At 34.6% G+C, this 25013-nt stretch carries 27 protein-coding genes and 1 tRNA gene; 8 read left to right on the forward strand and 20 right to left on the reverse strand.

The window, feature by feature from the left end:
- Window positions 1-44: 44 nt before the first annotated feature.
- The 19 genes from ftsZ to GA0061080_RS02640 all read right to left on the reverse strand — a co-directional run bounded on the left by ftsZ (window position 45) and on the right by GA0061080_RS02640 (window position 19829).
- Window positions 45-1175: a cell division protein FtsZ gene (ftsZ, locus tag GA0061080_RS02550; protein WP_439330215.1), complete on the reverse strand. Its 1131-nt coding sequence runs from the start codon at window positions 1173-1175 to the stop codon at window positions 45-47.
- A gap of 93 nt (window positions 1176-1268) precedes the next feature.
- Entirely contained in the window at window positions 1269-2522 is a 1254-nt protein-coding gene (ftsA, locus tag GA0061080_RS02555; RefSeq protein ID WP_091120553.1) for a cell division protein FtsA, read from the reverse strand.
- A gap of 9 nt (window positions 2523-2531) precedes the next feature.
- Window positions 2532-3377 carry a cell division protein FtsQ/DivIB gene (locus tag GA0061080_RS02560; protein WP_091120557.1) on the reverse strand — a complete coding sequence of 282 codons (846 nt, stop codon included), beginning with the start codon at window positions 3375-3377 and terminating at the stop codon, window positions 2532-2534.
- Window positions 3378-3390: 13 nt separating this feature from the next.
- Window positions 3391-4299 (reverse strand): D-alanine--D-alanine ligase, encoded by a 909-nt coding sequence (locus tag GA0061080_RS02565; RefSeq protein WP_091120560.1) that lies wholly within the window; start codon window positions 4297-4299, stop codon window positions 3391-3393.
- Between the two features lie 11 nt (window positions 4300-4310).
- The gene (gene murC / locus GA0061080_RS02570; RefSeq protein WP_091120563.1) at window positions 4311-5750 is read right to left on the reverse strand and encodes a UDP-N-acetylmuramate--L-alanine ligase; all 1440 of its coding nucleotides are present in this window, start codon (window positions 5748-5750) and stop codon (window positions 4311-4313) included.
- Between the two features lie 131 nt (window positions 5751-5881).
- A complete protein-coding gene (murG, locus tag GA0061080_RS02575; RefSeq protein ID WP_091120566.1) occupies window positions 5882-6934 on the reverse strand; it encodes an undecaprenyldiphospho-muramoylpentapeptide beta-N-acetylglucosaminyltransferase in 1053 nt (350 codons plus the stop codon).
- On the reverse strand, window positions 6934-8085 hold the full coding sequence (ftsW, locus tag GA0061080_RS02580) for a cell division protein FtsW (RefSeq protein ID WP_091120569.1): 1152 nt from the start codon (window positions 8083-8085) through the stop codon (window positions 6934-6936). Before ftsW ends, murG begins: the two co-directional genes overlap by 1 nt.
- Window positions 8082-9416: a UDP-N-acetylmuramoyl-L-alanine--D-glutamate ligase gene (murD, locus tag GA0061080_RS02585; protein WP_091120573.1), complete on the reverse strand. Its 1335-nt coding sequence runs from the start codon at window positions 9414-9416 to the stop codon at window positions 8082-8084. Before murD ends, ftsW begins: the two co-directional genes overlap by 4 nt.
- A 25-nt stretch (window positions 9417-9441) precedes the next feature.
- Window positions 9442-10524 carry a phospho-N-acetylmuramoyl-pentapeptide-transferase gene (gene mraY, locus GA0061080_RS02590; protein ID WP_091120577.1) on the reverse strand — a complete coding sequence of 361 codons (1083 nt, stop codon included), beginning with the start codon at window positions 10522-10524 and terminating at the stop codon, window positions 9442-9444.
- 4 nt (window positions 10525-10528) lie between these two features.
- A complete protein-coding gene (gene murF / locus GA0061080_RS02595; RefSeq protein WP_091120580.1) occupies window positions 10529-11902 on the reverse strand; it encodes a UDP-N-acetylmuramoyl-tripeptide--D-alanyl-D-alanine ligase in 1374 nt (457 codons plus the stop codon).
- Window positions 11899-13452, reverse strand: a complete 1554-nt coding sequence (murE, locus tag GA0061080_RS02600) for a UDP-N-acetylmuramoyl-L-alanyl-D-glutamate--2,6-diaminopimelate ligase (protein ID WP_091120584.1) — start codon at window positions 13450-13452, stop codon at window positions 11899-11901. The genes murF and murE overlap by 4 nt, the downstream gene beginning before the upstream one ends.
- Window positions 13453-13461: 9 nt before the next feature.
- On the reverse strand, window positions 13462-15243 hold the full coding sequence (gene ftsI, locus GA0061080_RS02605) for a peptidoglycan glycosyltransferase FtsI (protein ID WP_091120588.1): 1782 nt from the start codon (window positions 15241-15243) through the stop codon (window positions 13462-13464).
- On the reverse strand, window positions 15243-15626 hold the full coding sequence (ftsL, locus tag GA0061080_RS02610) for a cell division protein FtsL (RefSeq protein WP_091120594.1): 384 nt from the start codon (window positions 15624-15626) through the stop codon (window positions 15243-15245). Before ftsL ends, ftsI begins: the two co-directional genes overlap by 1 nt.
- A complete protein-coding gene (rsmH, locus tag GA0061080_RS02615) occupies window positions 15619-16554 on the reverse strand; it encodes a 16S rRNA (cytosine(1402)-N(4))-methyltransferase RsmH (protein WP_065637024.1) in 936 nt (311 codons plus the stop codon). The genes ftsL and rsmH overlap by 8 nt, the downstream gene beginning before the upstream one ends.
- Window positions 16555-16570: 16 nt before the next feature.
- Window positions 16571-17017: a division/cell wall cluster transcriptional repressor MraZ gene (mraZ, locus tag GA0061080_RS02620; protein WP_065637023.1), complete on the reverse strand. Its 447-nt coding sequence runs from the start codon at window positions 17015-17017 to the stop codon at window positions 16571-16573.
- A 774-nt stretch (window positions 17018-17791) separates the two neighbouring features.
- Window positions 17792-18121 (reverse strand): hypothetical protein, encoded by a 330-nt coding sequence (locus tag GA0061080_RS02625; protein WP_091120598.1) that lies wholly within the window; start codon window positions 18119-18121, stop codon window positions 17792-17794.
- A 15-nt stretch (window positions 18122-18136) separates the two neighbouring features.
- The gene (locus GA0061080_RS02630; protein ID WP_091120601.1) at window positions 18137-18346 is read right to left on the reverse strand and encodes a hypothetical protein; all 210 of its coding nucleotides are present in this window, start codon (window positions 18344-18346) and stop codon (window positions 18137-18139) included.
- Between the two features lie 11 nt (window positions 18347-18357).
- Window positions 18358-19056 (reverse strand): DeoR family transcriptional regulator, encoded by a 699-nt coding sequence (locus tag GA0061080_RS02635; RefSeq protein WP_091120605.1) that lies wholly within the window; start codon window positions 19054-19056, stop codon window positions 18358-18360.
- A gap of 23 nt (window positions 19057-19079) precedes the next feature.
- Window positions 19080-19829 (reverse strand): YaaW family protein, encoded by a 750-nt coding sequence (locus GA0061080_RS02640; protein ID WP_091120608.1) that lies wholly within the window; start codon window positions 19827-19829, stop codon window positions 19080-19082.
- A gap of 353 nt (window positions 19830-20182) precedes the next feature.
- On the opposite strand from GA0061080_RS02640, the gene GA0061080_RS02645 reads away from it, so the two are divergent.
- Both GA0061080_RS02645 and GA0061080_RS13080 read left to right on the forward strand, forming a co-directional pair.
- Window positions 20183-20491: a transposase family protein gene (locus GA0061080_RS02645; RefSeq protein WP_167349167.1), complete on the forward strand. Its 309-nt coding sequence runs from the start codon at window positions 20183-20185 to the stop codon at window positions 20489-20491.
- A complete protein-coding gene (locus tag GA0061080_RS13080; protein ID WP_091120616.1) occupies window positions 20472-20636 on the forward strand; it encodes an integrase core domain-containing protein in 165 nt (54 codons plus the stop codon). Before GA0061080_RS02645 ends, GA0061080_RS13080 begins: the two co-directional genes overlap by 20 nt.
- A gap of 486 nt (window positions 20637-21122) precedes the next feature.
- Here the strand turns inward: GA0061080_RS13080 and GA0061080_RS02655 are convergent.
- Window positions 21123-21210 (reverse strand) — tRNA-Ser (locus GA0061080_RS02655).
- Between the two features lie 193 nt (window positions 21211-21403).
- Between GA0061080_RS02655 and GA0061080_RS02660 the strand changes: the two genes are divergently transcribed.
- Genes GA0061080_RS02660 through GA0061080_RS02685 form a run of 6 tightly spaced genes read left to right on the forward strand, consistent with a single transcriptional unit; the run spans window position 21404 to window position 24918 of the window.
- Window positions 21404-21721 (forward strand): TusE/DsrC/DsvC family sulfur relay protein, encoded by a 318-nt coding sequence (locus GA0061080_RS02660; protein ID WP_065637018.1) that lies wholly within the window; start codon window positions 21404-21406, stop codon window positions 21719-21721.
- Window positions 21722-21742: 21 nt separating this feature from the next.
- Window positions 21743-22039: a cell division protein FtsB gene (gene ftsB / locus GA0061080_RS02665; protein ID WP_065637017.1), complete on the forward strand. Its 297-nt coding sequence runs from the start codon at window positions 21743-21745 to the stop codon at window positions 22037-22039.
- Complete coding sequence (gene ispD, locus GA0061080_RS02670) at window positions 22039-22752, forward strand: 2-C-methyl-D-erythritol 4-phosphate cytidylyltransferase (protein WP_091120619.1); 714 nt, start codon at window positions 22039-22041, stop codon at window positions 22750-22752. Before ftsB ends, ispD begins: the two co-directional genes overlap by 1 nt.
- A 4-nt stretch (window positions 22753-22756) precedes the next feature.
- Window positions 22757-23242: a 2-C-methyl-D-erythritol 2,4-cyclodiphosphate synthase gene (gene ispF / locus GA0061080_RS02675; protein WP_091120622.1), complete on the forward strand. Its 486-nt coding sequence runs from the start codon at window positions 22757-22759 to the stop codon at window positions 23240-23242.
- 18 nt (window positions 23243-23260) lie between these two features.
- Window positions 23261-24286: a tRNA pseudouridine(13) synthase TruD gene (gene truD, locus GA0061080_RS02680; RefSeq protein ID WP_091120626.1), complete on the forward strand. Its 1026-nt coding sequence runs from the start codon at window positions 23261-23263 to the stop codon at window positions 24284-24286.
- A gap of 5 nt (window positions 24287-24291) precedes the next feature.
- Window positions 24292-24918, forward strand: a complete 627-nt coding sequence (locus GA0061080_RS02685; RefSeq protein ID WP_091120630.1) for a protein-L-isoaspartate(D-aspartate) O-methyltransferase — start codon at window positions 24292-24294, stop codon at window positions 24916-24918.
- Window positions 24919-25013: the final 95 nt, after the last annotated feature.

The raw sequence follows: 25013 nt of genomic DNA on the forward strand, positions 1-25013 counted from the left end.
ATATACCTATCGATTTTGACAATAAAAAATCAAATAAGTTCATTTTAATTTGCTTGCTTACGTATGAAAGCAGGAATATCTAAAATCTCACGATTATCAAGAGGAGAAACCGTTGGCTCATTAACAACTTTAGCTAATTTCTCTTCTGATTGTCCTAACTCATTATTTTGACCAAATAATGCATTATGTGCTGGAACCGTTTTAGGCATTTTAACTTCTGGACGTTTATCTATACCAATGCCGGTCGCAACCACTGTTACTCGAATTTCATCAGACATATCAGGATCAAAAGTTGTACCAACAACAACTGTCGCATTGTCAGAAGCAAATGCACGAACCGTACTACCAACAGTTTCAAACTCTTCTAAGCCAAGATCTAATCCTGCAGTTACATTTACCAATACGCCTCGAGCACCAGATAAATCAATATCTTCAAGTAATGGACTAGAAATTGCCATTTCAGCCGCTTCTTCAGCTCGATTATCACCACTAGCTCGGCCAGAGCCCATCATTGCATATCCCATTTCAGACATTACTGTCCTTACGTCAGCAAAGTCAACATTGATATGACCAGGTTTAGTGATAAGCTCAGCTATACCTTGCACAGCACCTTTTAAAACACCATTAGCTGCTGCAAAAGCATCAAGTAATTTCACTCCACGACCTAATACTTTTAATAATTTGTCATTTGGAATAGTTATCAGTGAATCAACATGCTTTGCTAATTCAGCAATACCCTGCTCAGCAAAGGCCATACGCTTTTTGCCTTCGAAACCAAAAGGCTTAGTAACAACAGCGACAGTTAGTATACCTAACTCCTTTGCTATTTCAGCAACTACCGGTGCAGCACCTGTTCCTGTGCCCCCACCCATACCCGCTGCGATGAAAACCATATCAGCTCCTTCAATAGCACTACGGATGACCTCGCGATCTTCCTCAGCTGAGTTCCTACCAACCTCTGGATTAGCACCAGCACCAAGTCCTTTAGTTACATTAGTACCAATTTGAATAGTTTGACCTACCTTAATTCTTTTTAATGCCTGCGCATCTGTATTTGCCGCAAAAAATTCAACACCTTCAATATGCTCGGCAATCATATGCTCGACGGCATTACCACCGCCACCACCGACACCAATAACTTTAATGACTGCTGCTGGTTCATCATCTGCAACCATAGGCTCAAACATAACTTATCTCCAAATTTACGATCTTGAAACATTGTACAGATAATCATCTACAATGTCCACGAAGTTCTTGAAATATATTAGCTAAAATTCTTTTTTAAACCAACCGGTCAATCGTTTAGCTATCCCTTTTAATGATGATTTATTACTATCTTTAGCATCATCATTTAATAAACTCTGTTTTCCATAATGTAATAACCCTATAGTTGTTGAACAATATGGTTTTTGTACATAATCAGTTAACCCTGATATATTTAATGGTTGCCCAATACGAACTTGATTTTGAAAAACTTTTTCAGCACACTCAACCATTCCTTTTATTTGAGCAGCTCCACCTGTTAATACAATACCTGCTGCTAATTGGTATTTAATATTTTGTTTTTTAAGTTCATCTTGTAGTGTAATTAATTCTTTTTTCACCAATAAAAGAAGCTCGGAATAGCGAGGCTCAATTACATCAACAAGGGTTTGGCGTTGCAATGAACGAGAAGGCCTACCGCCAACACTTGGTACATCAATAACTTCATCTTTACCAATCAGTGAACCAACAGCGCATCCATAACGAATTTTAATATTTTCAGCATCCATCGGTGGTGCACCAAATGCATAGGCAATATCACTAGTAACAACATTACCAGCATATGGAATTACAACAGAATGACGTAAAGCACCACCAGTATAAACTGTCACATCCATTGTGCCACCACCTATATCAATAACACAAACCCCTAATTCTTTTTCATCATCGGTTAAAACAGCATAACTAGAAGCTAACCCTGAAAAAATAAGTTGATCGACTTTCAATCCACAACGTTCAACAGCTTTAACAATATTTCTAGCCATATCATTATGACAAGTGACCAAATGAACTTTAGCTTTCATTCTTACGCCAGATAAGCCGATAGGGTTTTTAATACCTTCTTGTAAATCAATAGAATATTCTTGTGCAATAACGTGTAATATACGATGCTCATCTAGAATTCTGACCGATTTTGCAGTATGAACAACATTGTCGACGTCTTCTGCTGTTACTTCTTCATCCGCTATTGGCACCATGCCTATTTCATTTTGACAACGAATGTGTTTACCTGAAAGGCTTAGATATACTGAAGATATTTGGCAATCCGCCATTAGTTCAGCTTGTTCAACTGCTCGTTGGATTGATTTTACGACGGCCTCTAGATCGTTAACCCCTCCTTTATCAACCCCTTTTGATGGACAGTGTCCTACTCCAATAATATTAATAATACCATCGGGAAGAACCTCGCCAACAAGAGCAAGTACTTTAGAGGTACCAACTTCTAGTCCAACAACCAATTTTTTTTCTGTTGCTTTCATACTTCAGCCTTAATTTATTCCTTTCTGCACCATTTTTTCTTTTTGCACTGAAATACCATTTTCGTAACGTAAATCAGCGACCATTATTCTTTCATTTTCTGGCAACCGTGATTGAATTTCAGGAAATAATTTAATAAATTGTTGATATCGCTGTTCAATATTTTCATTGCCTAACAATAGCTTTATTTCCTGATTTTCAAGGCAAAAACCAGATACACACGGTTCCACCATTAATTGCCATGCATTCCTTTCATCAGTTATAGCCACTTTAATTTGTAATGCTAACTGATTATTCGCTAGCTTTTTGGAAAGACTCTCTAATTTATAATAAGTTTCTAAAGCCGATTTAGCCTTACCTTCAGGGCCATATAGCCTTGGCAATTGTAGTTTAGTAATACGGTCAAGTGGTACACTAAAAATATTGCCATTTTCATCAAGTAAAAATAGATCATTCCAATAAAGCACAGGTCTATACTCTTCCACATAGACAATTAACCTATTAGGCCACTGTTTACGCACACTTGTTTTCTTAACCCATGGAAATCGCATCACTTCTTGTTGGATATCATTCACGTCTTGTCCAATATAAGTGTTAGGTAATCCTAATCCAAGAATGGCCTCACGAAGATCATTCTCAGTTGTATAAGTATATTCACCACTTAATGTCAATTGTGATAATACCATTTGTTCGGGATCATCCATCCAATTTTTGAAGCTTTGAACAACCCAAATACAAATAAAAATAATTATAATAAAGAACAAAAATCCAATTAATTGTTCAGTATTACGAAAGATAAGCAATCGCCTTCTATTTTTATCTTCTCGTCTATGCGCTGCCTGCCTAACTTGCTTCATAAAATAAGGTCAGTTATAGTGTTGCCAAATTTAAAATTCTGTCCACAAGTTCATTAAATGACCAACCATATTGTTTGGCTGCCATTGGCACTAAACTATGATCTGTCATACCTGGCGCTGTATTAACTTCAAGCAAATACGGATTTTGATTAGTATCAAATATAATATCTACTCGTCCCCAACCTCTACAACCCACAGCTTTATAAGCCTCTAATGCTAATTTGCTAATCTCTTGTTCTTTATTATCTGGCAATCCACTTGGACAAAAATATTGCGTTGAGTTCGATAAATACTTTGCATCATAATCATAAAATTCAGTAGTCGGTTGGATGCGAATTGTAGGTAAAACATCTTCGCCTACAATTGCAACTGTAAATTCTGGACCTGCTAAAAATGACTCAACCATTACAATGCTATCATATTTGAAAGCTACATTAATAGCAGACTGTAATTCAGATGCTTCATTAACTCTGGTCATTCCCACACTTGAACCTTCATGACTTGGTTTTACAAACAATGGTAAACCAAGTTGTTTAACAATAGCATCTGTATCAATTAATTGTGATTTTTCTATTATAACATAATCAGCAACAGGTAAATTAAGTGATTTCCAAACTAATTTAGTTTTTAACTTATCCATTGTTAATGCAGATGATAAAACATCACTACCTGTATAAGGAATATTTTGATAAGTCAAAATCGCTTGAATAATACCATCTTCCCCACCACGTCCGTGTAAAATAACGAAAGCTTTTGTATAACCTTGTTCTTTCAAATTGGTAACAAGAAGCTCTTTTGTATCAATAAGATGAGCATCAATACCATTTGCCAACAATCCTGCATGCACTGCTTTACCTGACTTAAGTGATACTTCTCGCTCAGCAGAAGTGCCGCCGTACAATACAGCAACTTTATCAACCATTTTTATAAAACCTATTTTGAGAATAATTGAGTTTGGGTTAATTGGCGCGCAATACGGCCAACACTACCAGCCCCTTGTGTAATTAATAAATCACCACCTTGTAATACTTCTTGCATAATTTCAGGTAGCAAATCTAAATCCGAAACATAAATTGGGTCAACTTTGCCTCGATTACGTATTGAACGACATAAAGATCGGCTGTCAGCCCCAGTAATAGGCTGTTCTCCCGCTGAATAAACATCTAACATTACAAGCGTATCGACTTGAGAAAGTACTTGTGCGAAATCATCAAATAAATCGCGAGTCCGTGTATATCGATGGGGTTGAAATAACATTACAAGCCGTCGATCAGGCCAACCATTTTTTGCGGCCTGAATTGTTGCATTAACTTCACTAGGATGATGACCATAATCATCAACCACCATAATATCACCACCATCAACATGCGGAAAAACACCTAATAAATCAAAACGTCGACTAGTACCAGCAAATTTAACCAATGCATTGATAATTGATTCATCATCAATACCGTCTTCAGTCGCCGCAATAATTGCAGCTACCGAATTTAAGGCGTTATGTTTACCTGGTGCATTTAGTTCAATCTGTAAATCACGATAGCCAGGACGACAAACCGTGTAATAACTTACACCTCGTTCTTGATGATAATTTTTAATGACAACATCAGCATCTTCACTAAACCCATAAGTAATTATTTTACGTCCTACAATCGGTAATAATTCGCGATTAATAGGATCGTCGTAACACATAATAGCTAAGCCATAGAATGGAAGATTACGTAAAAACGAAATAAATGTTTGTTTAAGATTATCAACACTTCCTTGATACGTATCCATATGGTCTGGCTCGATATTTGTTACAATAGAGACCATTGGTTGCAAATGAAGAAATGATGCATCGCTTTCATCTGCTTCCGCAATAAAATAACGACTATTACCTAATCTAGCATGTGTTCCTGCCGCCTTAACTAAACCACCATTGACAAATGTTGGATCAAGTTTGGCTTCGGCATAAATAGCTGTAACCATTGCGGTAGTGGTGGTTTTGCCATGAGTACCAGCAATAGCTATTCCGTAACGAAAACGCATTAATTCTGCCAACATTTCTGCACGTTGAATTACAGGTATACGCGCTTCGCGTGCAGCAATCACTTCAATGTTATCTTGTGAAATAGCCGAAGATATAACAACAACACTAGAGTTAAGCACGTTTTCAGCAGCATGACCAATAACAATTTTTGCACCTAATGTTTCAAGATGTTGAGTGACCGCATTTTCAGCAATGTCTGAACCACTGATTTTGTAACCTTCATTAGCTAGAACTTCAGCGATTCCCCCCATACCGGCGCCACCAATTCCCACAAAGTGGATATGCTTGACTCGTTTCATTTGAGGAATAATTACTCTTAACTCCGCTAATTCCCTTGTATTCACTATTGGACTCCTAAATTATTCTTTTTATTGTATAGTGCCTTATATCATCATGGCTTATTTGTATCGCAATTATTTTTCTTAGCTTACACAAATTATTCCGCCAACTACATAAGATGTATATCTAAATTCTACTATTTTATCACTGACTCAAGGTTTTTAGCTACTTTTTCAGTGGAATTTACAATAGATAGGCTTTTAGCTTTAATTGCCATTTCAAGTAACTTATTGCGATGCAAATTTAATAACAAATTTGATAGTGATTCAACGTTAAAATCTGGTTGCTCTATAATATGGGCAGCGCCTATATCCGCTAATGATTTTGCATTCCAAAACTGCTGGCGATCTTTATGCATAAATGGCACAAAAATAGCGCCAATACCTACGACCTCAATTTCACTAACAGTTAATGCACCACTGCGACAAATCACAATATCGGCCCAATTGTATGCATCTGCAATATCAGATATAAATTCCGTCACTTTATTATTGGTCATATCACAATTTTGATAAGACTGAGTTACCGAATCTAACATTCCTTTACCTGTTTGATGCCATACCTCATATTTATCGGACAATTTTGCCATCACTTGAGGTACAATATCATTAATAATTTTAGCTCCTTGACTTCCCCCCATGACCAACACTCTAATTGATCCATTACGATTTTTGAATCTTTCTTCAGGTTTTGCAACCGTTAAAAGATCACTTCGTACAGGGTTACCAACTACTTCAGCCTTAGAAAAAGCGGTAGGAAATGCCTGCAAAACTTTAGTTGCAATTTTAGCTAGCCACTTATTGGTTAAACCAGCTATACCATTTTGTTCATGTACTACAATTGGTATGCTTAGTGTTTTAGCTGCGATTCCTCCAGGACCAGAAACATATCCCCCCATTCCTAAAACAACATCAGGACGATAAGCTTTCAATATTTTTCTAGCTTGTAAAACTGCTTTTAGAATTTTATAAGGTGCTTTTAATAATGCCATAACACCTTTTCCTCGTAGCCCTGATATTTCAATAAAATCAATATCAATACCATTTTCAGGAACTAGCTGTGCTTCCATTCGATCGGCGGTACCTAACCACCTGACTTGCCAACCTTGCTTCATTAAATAATGCGCAACAGCAATACCGGGAAAGACGTGTCCGCCAGTTCCACCTGCCATAACTAATAACTTTTTCATTATTTTATTAACCTTATTCGTGCTTGCGCTTGTTGTTGTCTAAATTCAAAATCTATTCTGAGTAGTATTGCAACTGCAATACTACTCAGAATAAGGCTTGAACCACCATAACTGATAAATGGTAATGTTAATCCTTTAGTTGGTAACATACCAGATGTAACTCCGACGTTAACAAACGTTTGAAAACCAAACCATATACCTATTTCACAGGCTAAATAACCTGAAAACAGTGAGCCTTCATTCAACGCTCGATAACCAATTGCTAGAGCTTTAAATGTCAAAAAGAAAAGTAATGACAATAAAGCAACTACCCCTATATATCCATATTCTTCAGAAATAATCGAAAAAATAAAATCAGTATGACATTCGGGCAAATAACCTAATTTTAAGATAGAATTCCCCATACCTTGCCCAGTAATACCGCCACTACCAATTGCCATTAATGATGCAACTAGTTGATAACCAGAACCTGTTGCATCTTGCCAAGGGTCAAGAAAAGTTAACAGCCTTGTTAAACGGTATGCTTCGTATAAAATCAAACAAATTACAACACCAACCCCCGTTAACAAAATAGCAATAAATTGCCACAATTGTGCACCAGCAATAAATAAAATACCGATAGTTACCATAAACAAAACGATAACTGTACCTAAATCAGGTTGTTTAAGTAACAAAACTGAGAGTATGGCCATAACAACCATTGGTTTAAAAAAGCCCCAAAAGCCATTTTTTACTTCTTCACATTTACGTGATAAATAACCAGCTAAAAATAAAAATAAAGCTAACTTTGAAAGCTCTGCAGGCTGAAAATTAAACACACCTAGAGGTATCCAACGAGATGCTCCATTAATCGAAGAACCAATACCTAACACAACGATTAACATAATAATAGCAATAATAAGTAAAACAGAAGCAAACTGTTGCCAACGTTGCATCGGAATATACAATGTAATAAACATTAAAAATAACGATATTCCTAACTGAATAAGCTCTCGTTGTGTATAAAAAAAAGGGTTGCTTTCATTAAATGACATCGAAGCTGATGTCACCATAATCAAACCAAATATCATTAAACCTAGCACAGTCCAAAGTAGTTGGTTATCAAATGGTACATGTGGGTTAACTTGTTTTTTTAACCAAAAAAATGTCATTTTTTACCCCTTTGAACATATTTTTTAGCTAATTTTGCAAATTGATTTCCTCGTTCGATATAATTTTTAAATTGATCTAAACTTGCGCAAGCAGGCGAAAGCAAAACCACATCATTTGATATTGCTTTTTGAGCAATGATTTGCATCGATTCAGCCATTGTTTCAGTTATTGTTGTTATATTAGGAGCTAATTTACCAAGCAAATAACGATCTCGCCCAAAACAGAAAACCTCAAGATTGTTATTTTGTAAGTAAGGTAATAGAGGAGAAAAATCAGCTGATTTGCCATCACCACCTAATAATAAGTATAGTTTACCGTGGCAAATAACACTTTTTAGCGCTGCTTCCGTGCTACCTACATTGGTCGCTTTAGAATCATTAATCCACTTTACACCATTTTGCTCAAAAACCAGTTCAAAACGATGTGGCAAGCCTTGAAAGGAGGCTATTGTTGCTAAGCTTGATTGTCGTGGAATATTTAATTTATCTGCAATTGCTAAAGCAGCTAACGCATTAAGATAGTTATGACACCCAATTAGTTTTATCATTTTAGTATCTAACACGCTTTGTTTTTGTGCAATTAGGTGTTCATAATGGACATCTAAATGATAATCACCTTTATTCACACCGAATGAAACACAGTTGCTTTGTTTATCAGTTGGAATAGTTAATTTATCATCATGGTTAATTACACAATATTTTGCATTATGATAAATACGTTGCTTAGCCTCGACATATTGCATTAAACCAAGAGGATACCGATCCATATGATCTTCTGAAATATTTAAAATTGTTGCAACAGTCGCCTGCAAACTATATGTTGTTTCTAGCTGGAAACTTGATAATTCAAGAACATATACATCATATTCCTGCTTTAAAAGGGATAATGCAGGTTCGCCTATATTTCCACCAACACCCACTTTAATACCGGATGATTTAATTATATCACCAACCAATGTTGTCACCGTTGTTTTACCATTAGCTCCAGTGATCGCAACAATTTTTTTATTTGGTTGCAGATTAACTTCACGACAAAAAAGTTCTATATCACCAATAATTTCGATACCTTTTTCAGCTGCTTTTTTCAATTCTGGAGTTGATAATGCAATGCCTGGGCTAGTGATAATTAAATCAGCTTTTAACAACCAATCAATATTTAAGTCACCTAAATGATAATTAACACGATTATCTAATTGCTCTAATCCTTGTGGTTTTAAACGAGTATCAATTACCTTTGGGATAACGTTTTGATCAAGAAAATAATCAACACAAGAAAGACCTGTAATGCCTAATCCAATAATTACAACATTTTTGCCCTGATAGCTAACCATGATTCAATCCTGATCTATGTTTAAATTAACGTAATTTTAGAGTTAATAATCCAATTAAAACTAACATTAATGAAATAATCCAAAAACGCACAATAACTCTAGGCTCTGGCCAACCTTTTAATTCATAGTGATGATGAATCGGTGCCATCTTAAATATCCTTTTACCTCGTAATTTATATGAGCCTACTTGTAAAATCACGGATAAAGTTTCGATAACAAAAATTCCACCCATAATTAGTAATAAAAATTCTTGTCGTAATAAAACAGCAATAATTCCAAACACACCACCTAAAGCTAATGAGCCAACATCCCCCATAAAAACCATAGCAGGATAGGTGTTAAACCATAAAAAACCAAGTCCAGCACCAATAATTGCAGTACAAACAATCATCAACTCTCCGCTGAATTTGATATAAGGAATATTCAAATAAGCCGCAAAATTGACATTCCCTGTAGCCCAGGCTACAAGCGTAAAACCAGTGGCTACAAAAACAGTTGGCATAATTGCTAATCCATCAAGTCCATCTGTTAAATTAACGGCATTACCAGCCCCAACAATAACTACGTAAGTTAACAAAATAAACCATAGTCCCAATTGAGGCATAACGTCTTTAAAAAATGGCACAACAAGTACTGTTACCGAGCTATCTTTGCCATAAACATAAAGACCAAAAGCAACAATTAACGCAATAACCGATTGCCAAAAGTATTTCCATCTAGCAATTAATCCAGCACTATTTTTACGAATCACTTTTAAATAATCATCAGCAAAGCCAACAATGCCATAACCAATTAAAACAAACAAAGTTACCCAAACATAAGGATTGCGTAAATCTGCCCATAACAATACCGATAAGGAAATTGAAGCTAAAATTAGCGTCCCCCCCATAGTCGGTGTTCCTTTTTTACTTAAATGAGACTCAGGTCCATCATGACGAATAACTTGGCCAATCTGTAATTTTTGTAGCCAATCAATGACTTTTTGCCCCAAAAATAATGAAATTGCTAACGAGGTTAATAAACCTAAAATAGCTCTTACCGTTAAATAAGAGATAACATTAAAAAAGGTAAAATGTTTAACTAAATATTCTGATATCCAAAGCAACATAATCTTAATCCTGACTCATTTTGAGTTGTTCAATTTGAATTTTTTCGATAACTTCTTCCATTTTTGCACTACGTGAACCTTTAACTAAGATTGTTAAACTTGGTTGTTGACGTAACAGCATTAATAGATAATTCACTGCATCTTGTTTGTTATTAAAATGGTGACCCTCACCACTATACTGACTAATAAATTGACTTAATTTGCCAATACTTACTACACAATCAAGCTTTTGATCGCGGGCAAGTTCTCCTATTTGTCGATGATATTTTTCAGATTCAGGCCCTAGTTCCCCCATATCTCCAACGACCAAAACTCGATAGCCTGGCTGTTTTGCCAAGACTTTGACTGCCTCTGACATTGATCCAACATTAGCATTATAAGAATCATCCCAAATTAATTGAGTATGATTCAATTTTATTGGAAATAACCGCCCTTTTACAGGTGTTAAAGAGGTTAAGCCTTGCTGGATCTGATCCAAAGTTGCTCCGACAGAAAGCGCTAAAGCTGATGCTGCGATCGCATTTGAAATATTATGTTTCCCAACTAGCGATAACATAATCTCACATTCACCTTTAGGTGTATGTAATGTAAATGTTGTTTTTTTATCGTGTTGAATATTGCTAGCATAAAATTGAGCGGAAGGATTCGTTAACGAAAAAGTCCAAACTGTTTTGTTTACTAACTGGGTAAACCATTTATCTGAACAACTATCTAAATTAATAATAGCAATACCACCATTAAGCAATCCTTGAAAAATTTCACCTTTAGCTTTTGCTACACCTTGAAGCGATCCAAAACCTTCTATATGTGCTTCTGCAATATTATTAATTAAAGCGCTTTGTGGTTTAACAATATTCGTAGTATAGGCTATTTCACCAATATGATTAGCGCCTAATTCTATAACTGCAAACTGGTCTTGTTTAGTTAAGCGTAACAGTGTTAATGGCACCCCGATATCATTATTGAAATTGCCTTGTGTAGAAAGAGTCTGTCCACAGTGTTGTAATATTGCCGCAGTCATTTCTTTAACTGACGTTTTACCTGATGAACCTGTAAGTGCAACAATTTTAGCTGTGCTTTGCTGCCGGATAAAATTAGCGATTACCCCTAAAGCCAAGCGAGTATCCTTAACAACAATCTGTGGTATAGTCTTATCAAGTTTATGATCGACGATCACGGCTATAGCACCATCTTTAATAGATTGTTCAGCAAAAGCATGTCCATCAAAATTATTTCCAACAAGTGCGATAAACAATGATTGTTTTATTATTTTTCGTGAATCAGTACAAATAGTATCAATCACAGCACTTTCATCATGAATGTAATAAGATTCACCATTAACTATTTTTTTTATTTGCTCAATTTCTAATGGAATCATGATTGATTCTCTACTCCTAGAAGTTTTTTCACTGTTTCTTGATCTGAATAGTGATATTTAGTTTTACCGACTATTTGATAGTCTTCATGCCCTTTGCCTGCAATTAAAATGACATCATTAGGCTTAGCCTGCTTTAATGTTTGTGTAATAGCCTGCACTCTATTGGTAATTATGTGTACATTATCGGTGTGATATAAACCTTGTTGAATATCATGAATGATCTTCATTTCATCTTCAGTGCGTGGATTATCATTAGTCAAAACAATTTTATCGGCAAATTGTTCTGCTATTTCAGCCATTAAAGGTCTTTTTCCAGTATCCCTATCGCCACCACATCCAAAAATCACCCATAAAGAACCTTTACAATGAATTCGACTAGCTTGCAAAGCTTTCTGTAACGCATCTGGAGTATGCGCATAATCAACAATAACCGTTGAGCTATTTTTTACATGTAAAACCTCCATTCGTCCACAGATTGGAGTCAAAAAAGAAGCCATATTAACAACAGCAAAAAATGGGTAGTTCAATGTTAAAAGTGTAGCTATAGCCAATAGCAAATTAGAAACATTAAATTCACCTAGCAATCGGCTATTAATAATGGCGTTTCCCCAACTTGACTCCATATGAATTTGGGCACCTTTATCAAGATATTCGATCATTGATACACCAACGTAAGGTATATTTAACGCTTTGAGTCGACGTAATGATTTTGTTTGACATGATACAGCTGTCACTTGTGGAAGTTTTTCAATCCATCTTTTACCATATTTGTCATCATAATTAATAATTGATTTACCCGTAGTTAAAACTTGTTTTTCTTTTTCATCGGGACTAAATAACGACCATTTTGCTTTTGCATATCTACTCATTGTTTTGTGATAATCAAGATGATCTCTACTTAAATTGGTAAATACAGTAGCAGCGCAATTTAGCCCTTTAACCCGATCCATCGCAAGCCCATGTGAAGAAATTTCCATCGTGACAGCTTTGACCTGTTTCTCTACAAATTCAGCTAATAAGGTTTGCACATCAACCGCCGATAACGTTGTATTAACTGATGGCTCAAGTTCATTATAAATCCCATTACCAATAGTTCCCATTAATGCTGTTTTTTCATTCAATAATGTTAAACATTGGGCAATAAGCTGACTAACAGTTGTTTTCCCATTGGTTCCTGTCACACCAATAACGGATAATTTTGTTGATGGGGAATAATAAAACTCATTAGCAATCAGAGATAAGCGTTGTGAAAGTTGGAAAACACTAATTTGTGGAATTATCGATTTATTTTCACGCTTAATATAGTCAATTTTTAAGTCATTTGATTTTCTACTTGCTTCTACTAAGATAACAACCGCCCCCATTGAAATAGCTTGAGGAATAAATGCTCGACCATCAACTGTATGACCTTTAATTGCGATAAACACATCATTTTTTTTCACTTTACGACTATCTATACGCAAATGATTAAGTGGAAAATCATCTAATTTTAAATTACATCTTCCACCTAATAATTCAAATAATGTTTTAAACGAGTTTGTTGCTAACATTTTCACCTACTAATAAATAATCATTTGCCTATCAACTTGGCGATCAGGTTTTACATTCATCGTTCTAAGCACACCACCCATAATGCGACTGAAAACAGGCGCAGAAACCGAACCACCATAATATTGTCCTGCTTTAGGGTTATCAATAACAACAACAAGTGAATACTTTGGCGCTGTTGCTGGAGCGATACCTGCGGTATAAGCTAAATATTGATTAACATACCGTCCACCAGATAATTTTTTCGCCGTTCCTGTTTTAACTCCAACACTATAACCAGGAACCGATGCTTTAGTTCCGCCACCGGTAACAGCTACAGCTTCCATTAATTGAACGACTGTTTTAGCATCTTTTTCAGAAACTACACGTTTACCCTTAACAGGTTCCGTAACTTTTAAAATTGATACAGGTCGGTAAATTCCATAACTACCGATGGTGGCATAAGCTCTTGCTAATTGTAATGGGGTAACACTTAATCCATACCCAAACGCAAATGTTGCTCGCTCAATATCAGCCCATTTTCTGGTTCTATCAGCTGCAATTGAACCACTAACTTCACCGCCTAAACCTAATTCCGTTGGTTGACCTAATCCAAACCGGCTATAGAACTCTACCAGATCATCCTGCTGCATTTGCAAAGCGAGCTTACTTACGCCAACATTACTTGATTTTTCTAAGATACCAGCCAAATTTAATGTTTTTTGATATGACACATCTTTAATTTCATAGCGATTAACATAAAACGGTCTAGTATCGATAATAGTATTTAAATTAGCAATTTTTTTTTCTAAAGCAGCCATTACAACTAGCGGTTTAACCGTAGAGCCCGGTTCAAACGCATCAGTAACAGCTCTATTTCTCAATAAATTATAATCAATTGATGAACGGTTATTAGGATTATAAGATGGACTGGTTGCCATCGCTAAAATCTCACCAGTATGTACATCAATCAATACAGCTGTTCCACTGTCAGCTTTGTTAAATTTAACTGCTTGACTAAGTTCACTATATACAAGTGATTGTAAACGCTCGTCTATACTTAATGTTAAGTCTGATGCCTTTTCGCTTTCTGTACGTTGCAATTCCTCAATTACACGACCTACTCGATCTCGGCGAACTATTCTTTGCCCTGCTTCACCAATTAACCATTGATTAAAGCTTTTTTCGATCCCCTCAGAACCTTTTTCTGTTCCATTTTCATCTATTTCTGTTAAACCTATTAATTGAGCAATATTTTCTGCCGCTGGATAGTAACGTTTAGATGTTTTTGCAAATGATATTCCGGGTAATTTCAACTTTTTCAGATAGTCAGATATTGTTGGCGTTACTTGCTTAGATAAATAAACAAATCTCATTGATGGGTTGTTTAATTTTTGTTCTAGCGTTGACATTGGAATATTTAACGTTTGAGCTAATCCTTGCCATCTAATATCATCCGCTTTAACCCCTCCTTTTTTTACAACAATTTTGGGATCGGCCCAAACGTCGAACATTGGCACACTTACTGCTAATGCACGACCGTTACGGTCGGTAATCATTGCTCTTGGTGCATCCATTTCTTGGTGACGAAGTGAACGTTTATTACCTTCAGCAATAAGTTTATCAGGCTCAATAATTTGTAACAATGCCATTCGAACAATAAGGCAAATAATCGCAAAAATAATTAAACCATATATAATATAAAAACGATTGGGTGTAAAAAATTTCTTTTTACTGTTATTCAACTTATTGGCTTTAGTTGTTTTAGTAGCCTTTTTTACTTTATTGTTTTTATATTTAGTGACAGGTTTCATTATTTACTCTTTATCACAATAACTGTTTCATTTTGCGGTGTGACATAAGACATACCTAATTGATTCTTAGCTCTTTCTTCCACTCGTTTGGGATCGGCTAAGACATTTTCTTCAATAACTAGATTCCGCCATTCGCTTTCTAATACATCTTGTTCTAATAAAAGTTGCTCACGCTCAAATAACTGCTTACGAACCTGCTGAGTTGTTATTAATACCGCACCAGCAGACATAACAATCATTACAAGTAATAATAATGAAAGTTTTTGATGACCAAATAAATCACTAATAATTAAGCCACATAAACTTCTACTTGGCCTTTTTTGAATCTCTTTATCAATATAGGTGTTATTTTGAAAATTATCATTGTATTGGTTGCTATTCATTTTTCCTTTCTGCTACCCTTAATATTGCACTTCGAGAGCGCGGGTTATTTTTGATTTCAATAGTATTTGGCTTGATTTTACTAATAGATTTTAATTTAGCACTACCATATTGTTTAATTTGCTGCTCTGTTAGTGGTAATCGAGCAGGTAAATTAGGACCTTTACTATGCTTACCAATAAATTGCTTTACAATTCTATCTTCTAGTGAATGAAAGCTGATAACCGCTAATCTTCCTTGACCTGCAAGTACGGATAAACTGCTATTTAGTGCTTGCTCAACTTCTTCCAATTCGCTATTAATATAAATACGAATAGCCTGAAAACTACGTGTAGCAGGGTGCTTATTTTTATCTTTTCTTGGTGTTGCTCTTTCAATTAAATTAGCCAACTCTAAAGTACGGGTGATTGGCGAAACTTTATTTTGCTCCACGATCGATCGAGCAATACGTTTGGCAAATTTTTCTTCACCAAATGTTTTTAACACCCATGAAATATCATCTTCATCACTGCTAAGTAACCATTCGCTTGCTGTTAAACCTTTATGGTTATTCATGCGCATATCAAGCGGTCCATCTCGCATAAAAGAAAACCCTCTTTCAGGATCATCAAGTTGTGGGGATGAAACACCAAGATCTAACAAAAGTCCATCAATCTTACCTAATAGTTCAAAATTATTAATATATTGGTAAATATTTGAAAATTCGCCCCTAATAAAAGTAAATCGAGGATCTGTTATTTGTAAAGCAACTTGCTCAGCACGCTCATCACGATCAATCGCAATTAATCGACCTTGTGGACCAAGTTGTTCAAGTATTAAACGAGAATGACCGCCTCGCCCAAAGGTACCATCAACATAAATGCCATCTTTTTTTATATTTAGTGCGTTTACAGCTTCGTTTAATAAAACCGTTTTGTGTTGGTAATCCATCAATCTTTTACTCTTATTAAATAGTTAAATTTTTTAAATTATCTGATAAGTTTTCAATATCCGTTGGTAATGCGGCAATATCGTCTTTAATTTGTTGATACCAAATTACCTCATCCCAAATTTCGAATTTATTAGATTGACCAACAAACATTGTATTTTTTTCTAATTTAGCATAAGTACGTAACGTAGGTGGTAATAAAATTCGACCTGAATTATCCATTAAACACTCAGTTGCATAACCCAATAATAGTCTCTTAATTCTACGTTCAGCTTCTACAATCGTTGATAATGTCGCAAGTTGCTGCTCTATACATTTCCATTCAGATAAAGAGTAGAGAGTTAAGCAAGGATGGTATAAACCAATTGTGCAAACCATACCTTCAGATAAAGATTCACGGTAGCGAGTAGGAATAGCTAACCGCCCTTTATTATCTAAATTGATTGAAATTGCACCACTAAACATAAAAGAATTGTTATTTATAAATTTTTTGTCATTTTTTAATTAAAAAAATCAAAGTGTTAATTAAAAGTTCATTTTCACCACTTACTCCCACTTTTTACCACAAAATCTCACAAAATAATAGGTTGTTAATTAATTATTTATAATACATTGATTTTATTACCAAAATAAACAAAGTCTATAATAAAGTATAGCAGAGGGAATATATAAAAATTCCTCGTGTTGTTTACAGTAATTTGAGAAATGGCTGTAATAAATATTCATAAAAAAACAAAATTAACGCTCTATCACAAATAAACGATAGAGCGCTGATATCATAAAGAAAATAACCGTTACTAATTTGGCTAGGCGCGTTATGGTTTCCCGACCATTTATAGCGTACTAAATAAAGCCCAATTAGAGTTTTTGTCTTTTTAAGTAGTAAAAATGAATGTTATAAAACCATCAGTTAGGGTATTAACTATCTGGTTAAATTCGAAAAATCTATTGAAAATAAATTAAGACGGTAAGCTAAAGGCGATAACAAAACCTCTCTGAGCGAAATACTACAGGTTGATACTAAAGGTTTACCTTTACTTAAAAATCAAACTAAACGGCAAATTAGAGAATATTTATTTTTAAGTAACATAATGATTTTTTTATTTTTTTACATAAACGTGGTGCGTTCCTGAAACTTTTTGACAAAATGGAGCAGCTTTTATTTGTTTAGATAAACAGCGTATCAGAATCGACCCTGTAAATAAATTTGTGTATTTACAGGATCAACATTAAAAGTATTTATTTAAACGAATAGGTTTTCGTACCTTTATTTGTTGCAACTTTAACTTCAAGAACTGAACATCCAATAATTGGTGTTACCCGTACACGTTGCCCGTATTTTAGTGTAACTCTATACTCTCTAGGTGACGTACCTATTCTACAATTTCCTTTATTGATTGTTACGCCCTTTATTGCAACCGAATTTTCCATAGAGGTAATATAAACATGTTGGCTATACATTCCAGCTAAGCTATTGTAGTAGTTTTGAACATTCACTTTTAATTGAACAGCAAAAGAATTGAATGTACTTCCAACTAATATTAGCAGTAATAATATCTTTTTCATCATTGTTTTCTCTTCATTTTATTTATAGATAGATTTAATAACGTTACTAATTGTGCCACCAATAGCAGCCAATACAACAAAACTAGTTATTACTCTAGCCGCTATATTTTGGTTTGTTGATAATGCATATTCATTGCATTTTTTCCCTACAACTTTTTGAGCTTCATAAATAGAAGAAACGGTTAATATAAGTCCAGAGGTAATACTAATAATTCTAAAAATAGGCATTTCTATCCCCTTTAAATGTTATGTTTGTTAATTTTGTGAAGAATCTTAGTTGTATAATTAGGAAGTGATTGTATAAAATCATCTTCCTGAATTGTTTCAGAAATATTCAAATCAATCTTAAAAGAAGCCTCAATTTTTTTTATTTCTTTAATAACGTCATACGCTATAACAAGGATATGTTTCTCTAATTCTCCTACTAAATACCAATGACGTTTAAAATGAATAAGTTGATAAGGAGCGAAGTTATTACATACTTCATTATTCGTTTTTATTGTAATTAACGTTCTATCAATGATAGATTGAATAATAGTAAGAAAAGGTCCATACATACTAGGTTGATCATCTAACGAATCAGTATAAATAATACAAGGTGAATGATTTTTATTTGAAAGTAGAATATCAATAAACTTATGATCAAAAGCATGTTTAGGGAATAATTTATCAATATCAATTATTCGACTAAAATGTAATATTTCTCTATAAGTTTTTAATGAACCTGCAGAATACTTAGATAATTTAAAATATCCTTTTTTAACGTCTTTAATTTCTATATCAGGAATCATCTTTATGCGGTCATTAAAATCTCTACGTATTGTTCGTTTAGAGACGTTAAATTCATGAGCTAAATCTGTTACTGAAAGTGTTTCCCCAAGAAATAAACGCACTAATATCGTATAAATTCTCATACATAATGGATCATGTTCAGACATGTTATATTCCCTAAATTTGTGCCTCAATTCTTATTAATAATTTCCTTATTTAGATACTTTTGTCGCATATATGCGACAATTACACATGCAGGAACTGTGACCCTAAAAGCAGGAGAAGCAAAATCACTTGCTAGCCAAGATGCAGTTATTCCCCAACCTATTGGACCTGCTAAAATGCTCATTGCTGTGGTTAATGAAGTATAAACAAAAAAAGGAACCTTCATACCAATTTGCCTTAGTACCATAGCAAGAGTACGAGTAGCAAAAGTATAGGCAGCAAAACCGGAAAGATTAATAGCAGATTGAATCGACATCAAAATTAACTCAGGAGTAGGATTCATTAAATCCATTTGCATATCTTTTGATACTTGATTTAGTTGTTCTGTTGTCATTTCTTTTAATGACTCTTCTAGAATTTTTAAAAGCAAATTCATTTCAATAACTTCTATTGAAGAATTTTTATTAAAATTCACTTTTTTCTTTTCACAAACATCTATTAAAATCTCACGATAAGAAACACCTTTCCCCCCTCTAAATAGTTTTGTGACAAATGTATTAGCTCCATAGGTTTGTAGCTCAGCAGCAATACTTTCCCAATATCGGTTATGATTGGGATAATGTCTTTTATACATCTCACATCCCGTTAATTCTTCTGTATATCGAGGTCTATTATCAGCAGGATCAACGGTTAAAATAGAAACCAACAATTCTAAATCGTCATTGCTACAGTGTTTTAAAAAAGCAAGATCTGTGTCAGAACGGTAAATAGCCATTTTTATCTCCTCAATATTGATATAATAAATATTCAGGGATAATTTAATGGATGTTATGGACAGGTTATGACCATTGTTAAAAATAATTAAAAATTTTTTTATTTCCAAAATAACAATAAAACATAAAATGTATTATGTTGATTTTTAATAAAATTTATCAATAATGAAAAAGTGAGAATATCAGCATTTCAATATAATTAATACTGAAATAAAGAAACACAAAAAAGACATGCTTTAGATAAAATAGTGCTAAAATCCTTTCAAAGCTGACTAGTTTTAACAAAGTGTAAATAAGAGAAATAGCCTATCGTTCAAAAACAAGAATGGAATTGTTGCTTTGCAAACAGGGCTATTTGATAAGTGATAATTTATTTATTGGCATTGATGATTTTTCATGTGAGCTTTATGCCGGTATTTACCCTGATAAATCCCAATTTAGTGCAGCACAATTTTTACAAAACGATGTGTTAGCCCAGTGTCCTTATACCACTACATGTATTTATTCCGATAATGGACGTGAATATCAAGGCGCCAGTGAACACCTATTTGTTAAAACGTGCCATAGCCATCGTATTAATCAAAAATTCACCAAGCTCACCCTGCCCACAAACGAATGGGAAAGCCGAAAGAGTGATATGAACTTTGAATTGCGATGTACATAATCAGCATATATTTAACGATTCAAAAGATAGAAAACAAAAACTGAAACGCTTTATTAATTTTTATAATACTGTTAAACCACATAAAGCGATTTTTGGAAAAACGCCTTATGAGTTTTTAGAGGATTATTTTAACCATGAAGTGTAAACAACTCGGCGTTTTCCTACATACGTAAGCTGTACTATTGGCTATTTACTCAACTATTTGCTTTTTCAGGTAAATATTTTTGTAAAAAATATTCAGGAGTCTATACCGTCTGGAGATTAAAAAAATAATAATATTGAGGCAAAATTTGAATTAAGGTTTGGCATTATCGCAAATATTCAACAAGTTAAAGAATTGAAAACAAATATTAAGCCATTTTGGGAAAAACGGGTTATGCCCGTTCTAAGAATTATTTAATCATGAAATGTAAACAACTCGATGTTTTCCTACATGTTGTATCGCTAGATTATTTTTAACTGAACTATCGGTCTGGAAAGCCTGTGTTTCTTGATGCTATAGCGAATAAAAATGTTTAAATCCTCTTTTACATTTATCATAGAGAATTTTCTACTTTCGGGTCGTATTATTTAGGGGATAGTTAAAAATAGAATAGTACGATTTGGTTTTTAAATGATCTTTGTAGGAAGATGGCGGAAGCGCAGAGATTCGAACTCTGGGAGGGTCGCCCCTCGCCGGTTTTCAAGACCGGTGCTTTCAACCGCTCAGCCACACTTCCGCAATGGCTGTGAATATTAAAGGAGACTTGCTTATTTGTAAATAGCTATTTTAAGATTTTTTATTGTTTGCTTTAAATTTCATCAAATTTTATGAGGATCAGGCAAGCGATGGTGCATTAGTCATCAAAATTAGTGTTGGTTTTTGATTAATTGAGTATAATATAACGCAAATTAAATAATATGCTTTAAAAAATGTTAGATCAGATAGAAACCGATGATAAAGGTTATTTAAATAATTGGCAGGATTGGACTGTTGAGTTGGTTCCTGAATTGGCCACCAAAGAAGGCATTGATTTAACCGATGCTCATTGGGAAGTTATCTTATTTGTTCGTGATTTTTACTTAGAATATAAAACCTCACCGGCTATACGTGCATTAGTTAAAGCGATGGAAAAGAAATTTGGTGCAGAAAAGGGCAATAGTCGTTATTTATATAAGTTATTTCCAGATGGTCCAGCCAAACAAGCAACTAAACTTGCTGGTTTACCAAAACCCGTTAAATGTATATAGATAAAGGATAATATTAAGCTAATGATAAGATGGAAGCTCCCTTTATTATTACTAGTCGTGTTTGGTTATCTGCAATATGCTTTATGGTGTGGTAAAAATAACGTGTACGATTATCGAGATAATGTCGAAATGTTAGTCAATTTGCGTGCTGATAATGAAAAATTAAAGGCTCGTAATGAGCAAATGTTTGCTGAAATTAATGATTTACAACGAGGTTATGAAGCAATAGAGGAGCGTGCACGTAGTCATTTAGGGATGGTTAAAGCTAATGAATCTTTCTATCGAATTATTATTGATTCGGATACAAAAAAACAATAATGCATAACGTAAATAATCTTAATAATATTATTGCTATTGTGCCGGCAGCAGGAATTGGTAGCCGTATGAATAGCCAAATTCCCAAGCAATACCTAAAAATCGCTTCAAAGACGATTTTAGAACATACGTTACATAAATTATTAACGCATCCTCAAATTACTCAAGTTATTGTTGTAATCAGTCCTGAAGATCATCTATTTAACACCCTTTCGATCGCCTTGCATGATAAGATTAAAATGACGTTAGGCGGTGAAACTCGTGCTGATTCTGTTTTAGCCGGATTAAAATTGCTGAATGATGAACAGTGGGCATTAGTTCATGATGCTGCAAGGCCTTGTGTTGATCATGATGATATTACGCGCTTGATTGAAACGGTAACAAATAAAAAGCAAGGTGGTATATTAGCTACTCGTATTAGCGATACGGTTAAACGAGCTTATCGAAATAATGATACGGTTATTGATTATTCTGAAGACCGAACTTATTTATGGGGCGCTGCTACTCCTCAACTGTTTAATGCTGGCGAACTAAAATCATGTTTGCAACAAGCTCTAAATGACCATGTTGCCATTACTGACGAAGCTTCAGCCATTGAGTATTGTGGTGGGCATCCTTTATTAGTTGAGTGTCGTGGGGATAATATAAAAATAACCCGTCCTGAAGATTTAGCTTTAGCAACTTTTTATTTAACTAAGCAAACTCCAAATAGGTAAAAGTATGAGAATAGGACAAGGTTTTGATGTGCATAAGTTTGGTGGTGAGGGTCCTATAACTCTTGCTGGGGTAAAAATTCCTTATCAATATGGCCTTGTTGCTCACTCTGATGGTGATGTTGTGTTACATGCAATAACCGATGCTTTAATTGGCGCATTGGCATTAGGTGACATCGGTAAGCTATTTCCTGATACAGATCCTAAATATAAAGGTATAGATAGTCGAATATTATTGAAAGATGTGTATACCCTTGTTCAAGCTAAAGGTTATGAATTAGTTAATTTAGATACTACTATTATTGCCCAAGAACCTAAAATGCGACCTCATGTTGATCAAATGCGAGTTAATATAGCAGAAGATCTGAAAGTTCATTTTGATCAAATTAGTGTAAAGGCAACAACAACTGAACAATTAGGCTTTACTGGGCGTAAAGAAGGCATTGCTTGCCAAACGGTAGTGTTATTAAGTAAAAAATCCGAAACAGTTTAAATTATACAATAGGCGATAATAGTGTTAGCACAACTTAATTATTTATATGGTAAACCGACCACTAAAGGACAATACAAGCAACAATACGAAGATTTTAATGTGACAGAAGATCTTGGCTTTGAATTGACTGGTGAAGGTGAACATGTTTTAGTTTTTTTGCAAAAACGTGATTGTAATACCCTATTTGTGGCCGAACAGTTGGCTAAATATGTCGGTATTTCGCCAAAGTTAGTAAGTTATGCAGGATTGAAAGATCGTCACGCAGTAACTCAACAGTGGTTTAGCTTACATATGCCTGGTCAGCAAACACCTGACTTTTCGGCATTTGATTTAGCATGTTGTGAAATATTAGACGTTACTCGGCATAATAAAAAATTAAAAATTGGTGCTTTAAAGGGAAATTATTTTAAAATTATTTTAAGAGATTTAAGTAACCAACCCGAAATCGAATCTAAATTAGCATTAATCAAACAACACGGCGTACCTAATTATTTTGGTGAACAGCGTTTTGGTCGTGATGGAAATAATATTACTCAAGCCATAAGTTGGGCTAAAGGTGAAATTTCGGTAAAAGATCGCAAAAAACGCAGTTTTTATCTTTCAGCAGCACGAAGTGCAATTTTTAATGATATTGTCAGCCAACGAATTGCACAAAACTTACAGCAAACCGTGCTTGATGGCGATATATTACAATTAGCACAGCGCAATAGTTGGTTTGTTGCACAGAATGATGAATTAACACTGTTACAACAGCGCTTAGATAGCGGTGAACTTAATATTACAGCACCTATGATAGGCGATTCCCCACTCGGTACTTTGTGTAAAGCACTAGAGTTTGAGCAAAAATGTTTAGAAACTTGGTCTGAATTTAATGATTTATTTAAAAAAGAGCGAGTAGAAACAGCAAGGCGATCCATATTGTTACGAGCACATCAGCTTAATTGGCAATGGTTAGATGAGCATAGTCTCGAACTCAATTTTTATTTGCCATCAGGTTGTTATGCAACAAGTGTGATACGTGAACTAATAATAGAAAATGAGTAGCCCAAATGCAAAGTTTAAAAATGCAATCCTTAATTAAATTCTTGCGTCAACAAGGCATAAAAGATGAGCGCGTTTTAAATGCTATTGCCAGTGTTCCTCGGGAACACTTTGTTGATGAAGCGCTTTCGCATCAAGCTTATGATAATCGTCCATTGCCAATTGGCAGTGGTCAGACCATTTCTCAACCTTATATTGTAGCAAAGATGACAGAGCTATTAAGATTAGAACCACACTCCAAAGTGCTTGAAATCGGCACAGGGTCAGGGTATCAAACTGCCGTTTTAGCTAAATTAGTTGAAAATGTCTGTTCAGTAGAACGAATAAAAAGCCTACAATGGAATACTAAGCGCCGTTTAAAGCAACTTGATATTCATAACATTGCAACGCGCCATGGTGATGGTTGGTTAGGTTGGCCTGAGCGTGGACCATTTGATGGCATCATTGTTACCGCCGCCGCATCTGAAGTACCACAAAGCCTATTAGAACAGCTAGCCGATAAAGGTCGATTAGTGATTCCAGTTGGTGAAAATAAACAATTTTTACAACTAATTGAACGTGTTGGCAATAGCTTTTTAGCTAAAAATATGGGCGAGGTCATATTTGTACCTTTGGTTAAAGGCGATATAGAATAATGATTTCTCATCACAAATTAAATAGTTACTCATTTTAGCGGATAGTTTGGTTAACTTATTATTTCATTTATAAATTGAAAGAATAATGATTTATC

It is taken from the genome of Gilliamella intestini (assembly GCF_900094935.1).
GTDB lineage: Bacteria > Pseudomonadota > Gammaproteobacteria > Enterobacterales > Orbaceae > Gilliamella > Gilliamella intestini.

What these genes read in the sequence shown, in the direction of transcription:
- ftsZ (WP_439330215.1), bottom strand. Translation starts at nt 1,175, where the DNA reads ATGGTTGCAGATGATGAACCAGCAGCAGTCATTAAAGTTATTGGTGTC.
- ftsA (WP_091120553.1), bottom strand. Translation starts at nt 2,522, where the DNA reads ATGAAAGCAACAGAAAAAAAATTGGTTGTTGGACTAGAAGTTGGTACC.
- GA0061080_RS02560 (WP_091120557.1), bottom strand. Translation starts at nt 3,377, where the DNA reads ATGAAGCAAGTTAGGCAGGCAGCGCATAGACGAGAAGATAAAAATAGA.
- GA0061080_RS02565 (WP_091120560.1), bottom strand. Translation starts at nt 4,299, where the DNA reads ATGGTTGATAAAGTTGCTGTATTGTACGGCGGCACTTCTGCTGAGCGA.
- murG (WP_091120566.1), bottom strand. Translation starts at nt 6,934, where the DNA reads ATGAAAAAGTTATTAGTTATGGCAGGTGGAACTGGCGGACACGTCTTT.
- ftsW (WP_091120569.1), bottom strand. Translation starts at nt 8,085, where the DNA reads ATGACATTTTTTTGGTTAAAAAAACAAGTTAACCCACATGTACCATTT.
- murD (WP_091120573.1), bottom strand. Translation starts at nt 9,416, where the DNA reads ATGGTTAGCTATCAGGGCAAAAATGTTGTAATTATTGGATTAGGCATT.
- mraY (WP_091120577.1), bottom strand. Translation starts at nt 10,524, where the DNA reads ATGTTGCTTTGGATATCAGAATATTTAGTTAAACATTTTACCTTTTTT.
- murF (WP_091120580.1), bottom strand. Translation starts at nt 11,902, where the DNA reads ATGATTCCATTAGAAATTGAGCAAATAAAAAAAATAGTTAATGGTGAA.
- murE (WP_091120584.1), bottom strand. Translation starts at nt 13,452, where the DNA reads ATGTTAGCAACAAACTCGTTTAAAACATTATTTGAATTATTAGGTGGA.
- ftsI (WP_091120588.1), bottom strand. Translation starts at nt 15,243, where the DNA reads ATGAAACCTGTCACTAAATATAAAAACAATAAAGTAAAAAAGGCTACT.
- ftsL (WP_091120594.1), bottom strand. Translation starts at nt 15,626, where the DNA reads ATGAATAGCAACCAATACAATGATAATTTTCAAAATAACACCTATATT.
- rsmH (WP_065637024.1), bottom strand. Translation starts at nt 16,554, where the DNA reads ATGGATTACCAACACAAAACGGTTTTATTAAACGAAGCTGTAAACGCA.
- mraZ (WP_065637023.1), bottom strand. Translation starts at nt 17,017, where the DNA reads ATGTTTAGTGGTGCAATTTCAATCAATTTAGATAATAAAGGGCGGTTA.
- GA0061080_RS02625 (WP_091120598.1), bottom strand. Translation starts at nt 18,121, where the DNA reads ATGATGAAAAAGATATTATTACTGCTAATATTAGTTGGAAGTACATTC.
- GA0061080_RS02630 (WP_091120601.1), bottom strand. Translation starts at nt 18,346, where the DNA reads ATGCCTATTTTTAGAATTATTAGTATTACCTCTGGACTTATATTAACC.
- GA0061080_RS02635 (WP_091120605.1), bottom strand. Translation starts at nt 19,056, where the DNA reads ATGTCTGAACATGATCCATTATGTATGAGAATTTATACGATATTAGTG.
- GA0061080_RS02640 (WP_091120608.1), bottom strand. Translation starts at nt 19,829, where the DNA reads ATGGCTATTTACCGTTCTGACACAGATCTTGCTTTTTTAAAACACTGT.
- GA0061080_RS02660 (WP_065637018.1), top strand. Translation starts at nt 21,404, where the DNA reads ATGTTAGATCAGATAGAAACCGATGATAAAGGTTATTTAAATAATTGG.
- ftsB (WP_065637017.1), top strand. Translation starts at nt 21,743, where the DNA reads ATGATAAGATGGAAGCTCCCTTTATTATTACTAGTCGTGTTTGGTTAT.
- ispD (WP_091120619.1), top strand. Translation starts at nt 22,039, where the DNA reads ATGCATAACGTAAATAATCTTAATAATATTATTGCTATTGTGCCGGCA.
- ispF (WP_091120622.1), top strand. Translation starts at nt 22,757, where the DNA reads ATGAGAATAGGACAAGGTTTTGATGTGCATAAGTTTGGTGGTGAGGGT.
- GA0061080_RS02685 (WP_091120630.1), top strand. Translation starts at nt 24,292, where the DNA reads ATGCAAAGTTTAAAAATGCAATCCTTAATTAAATTCTTGCGTCAACAA.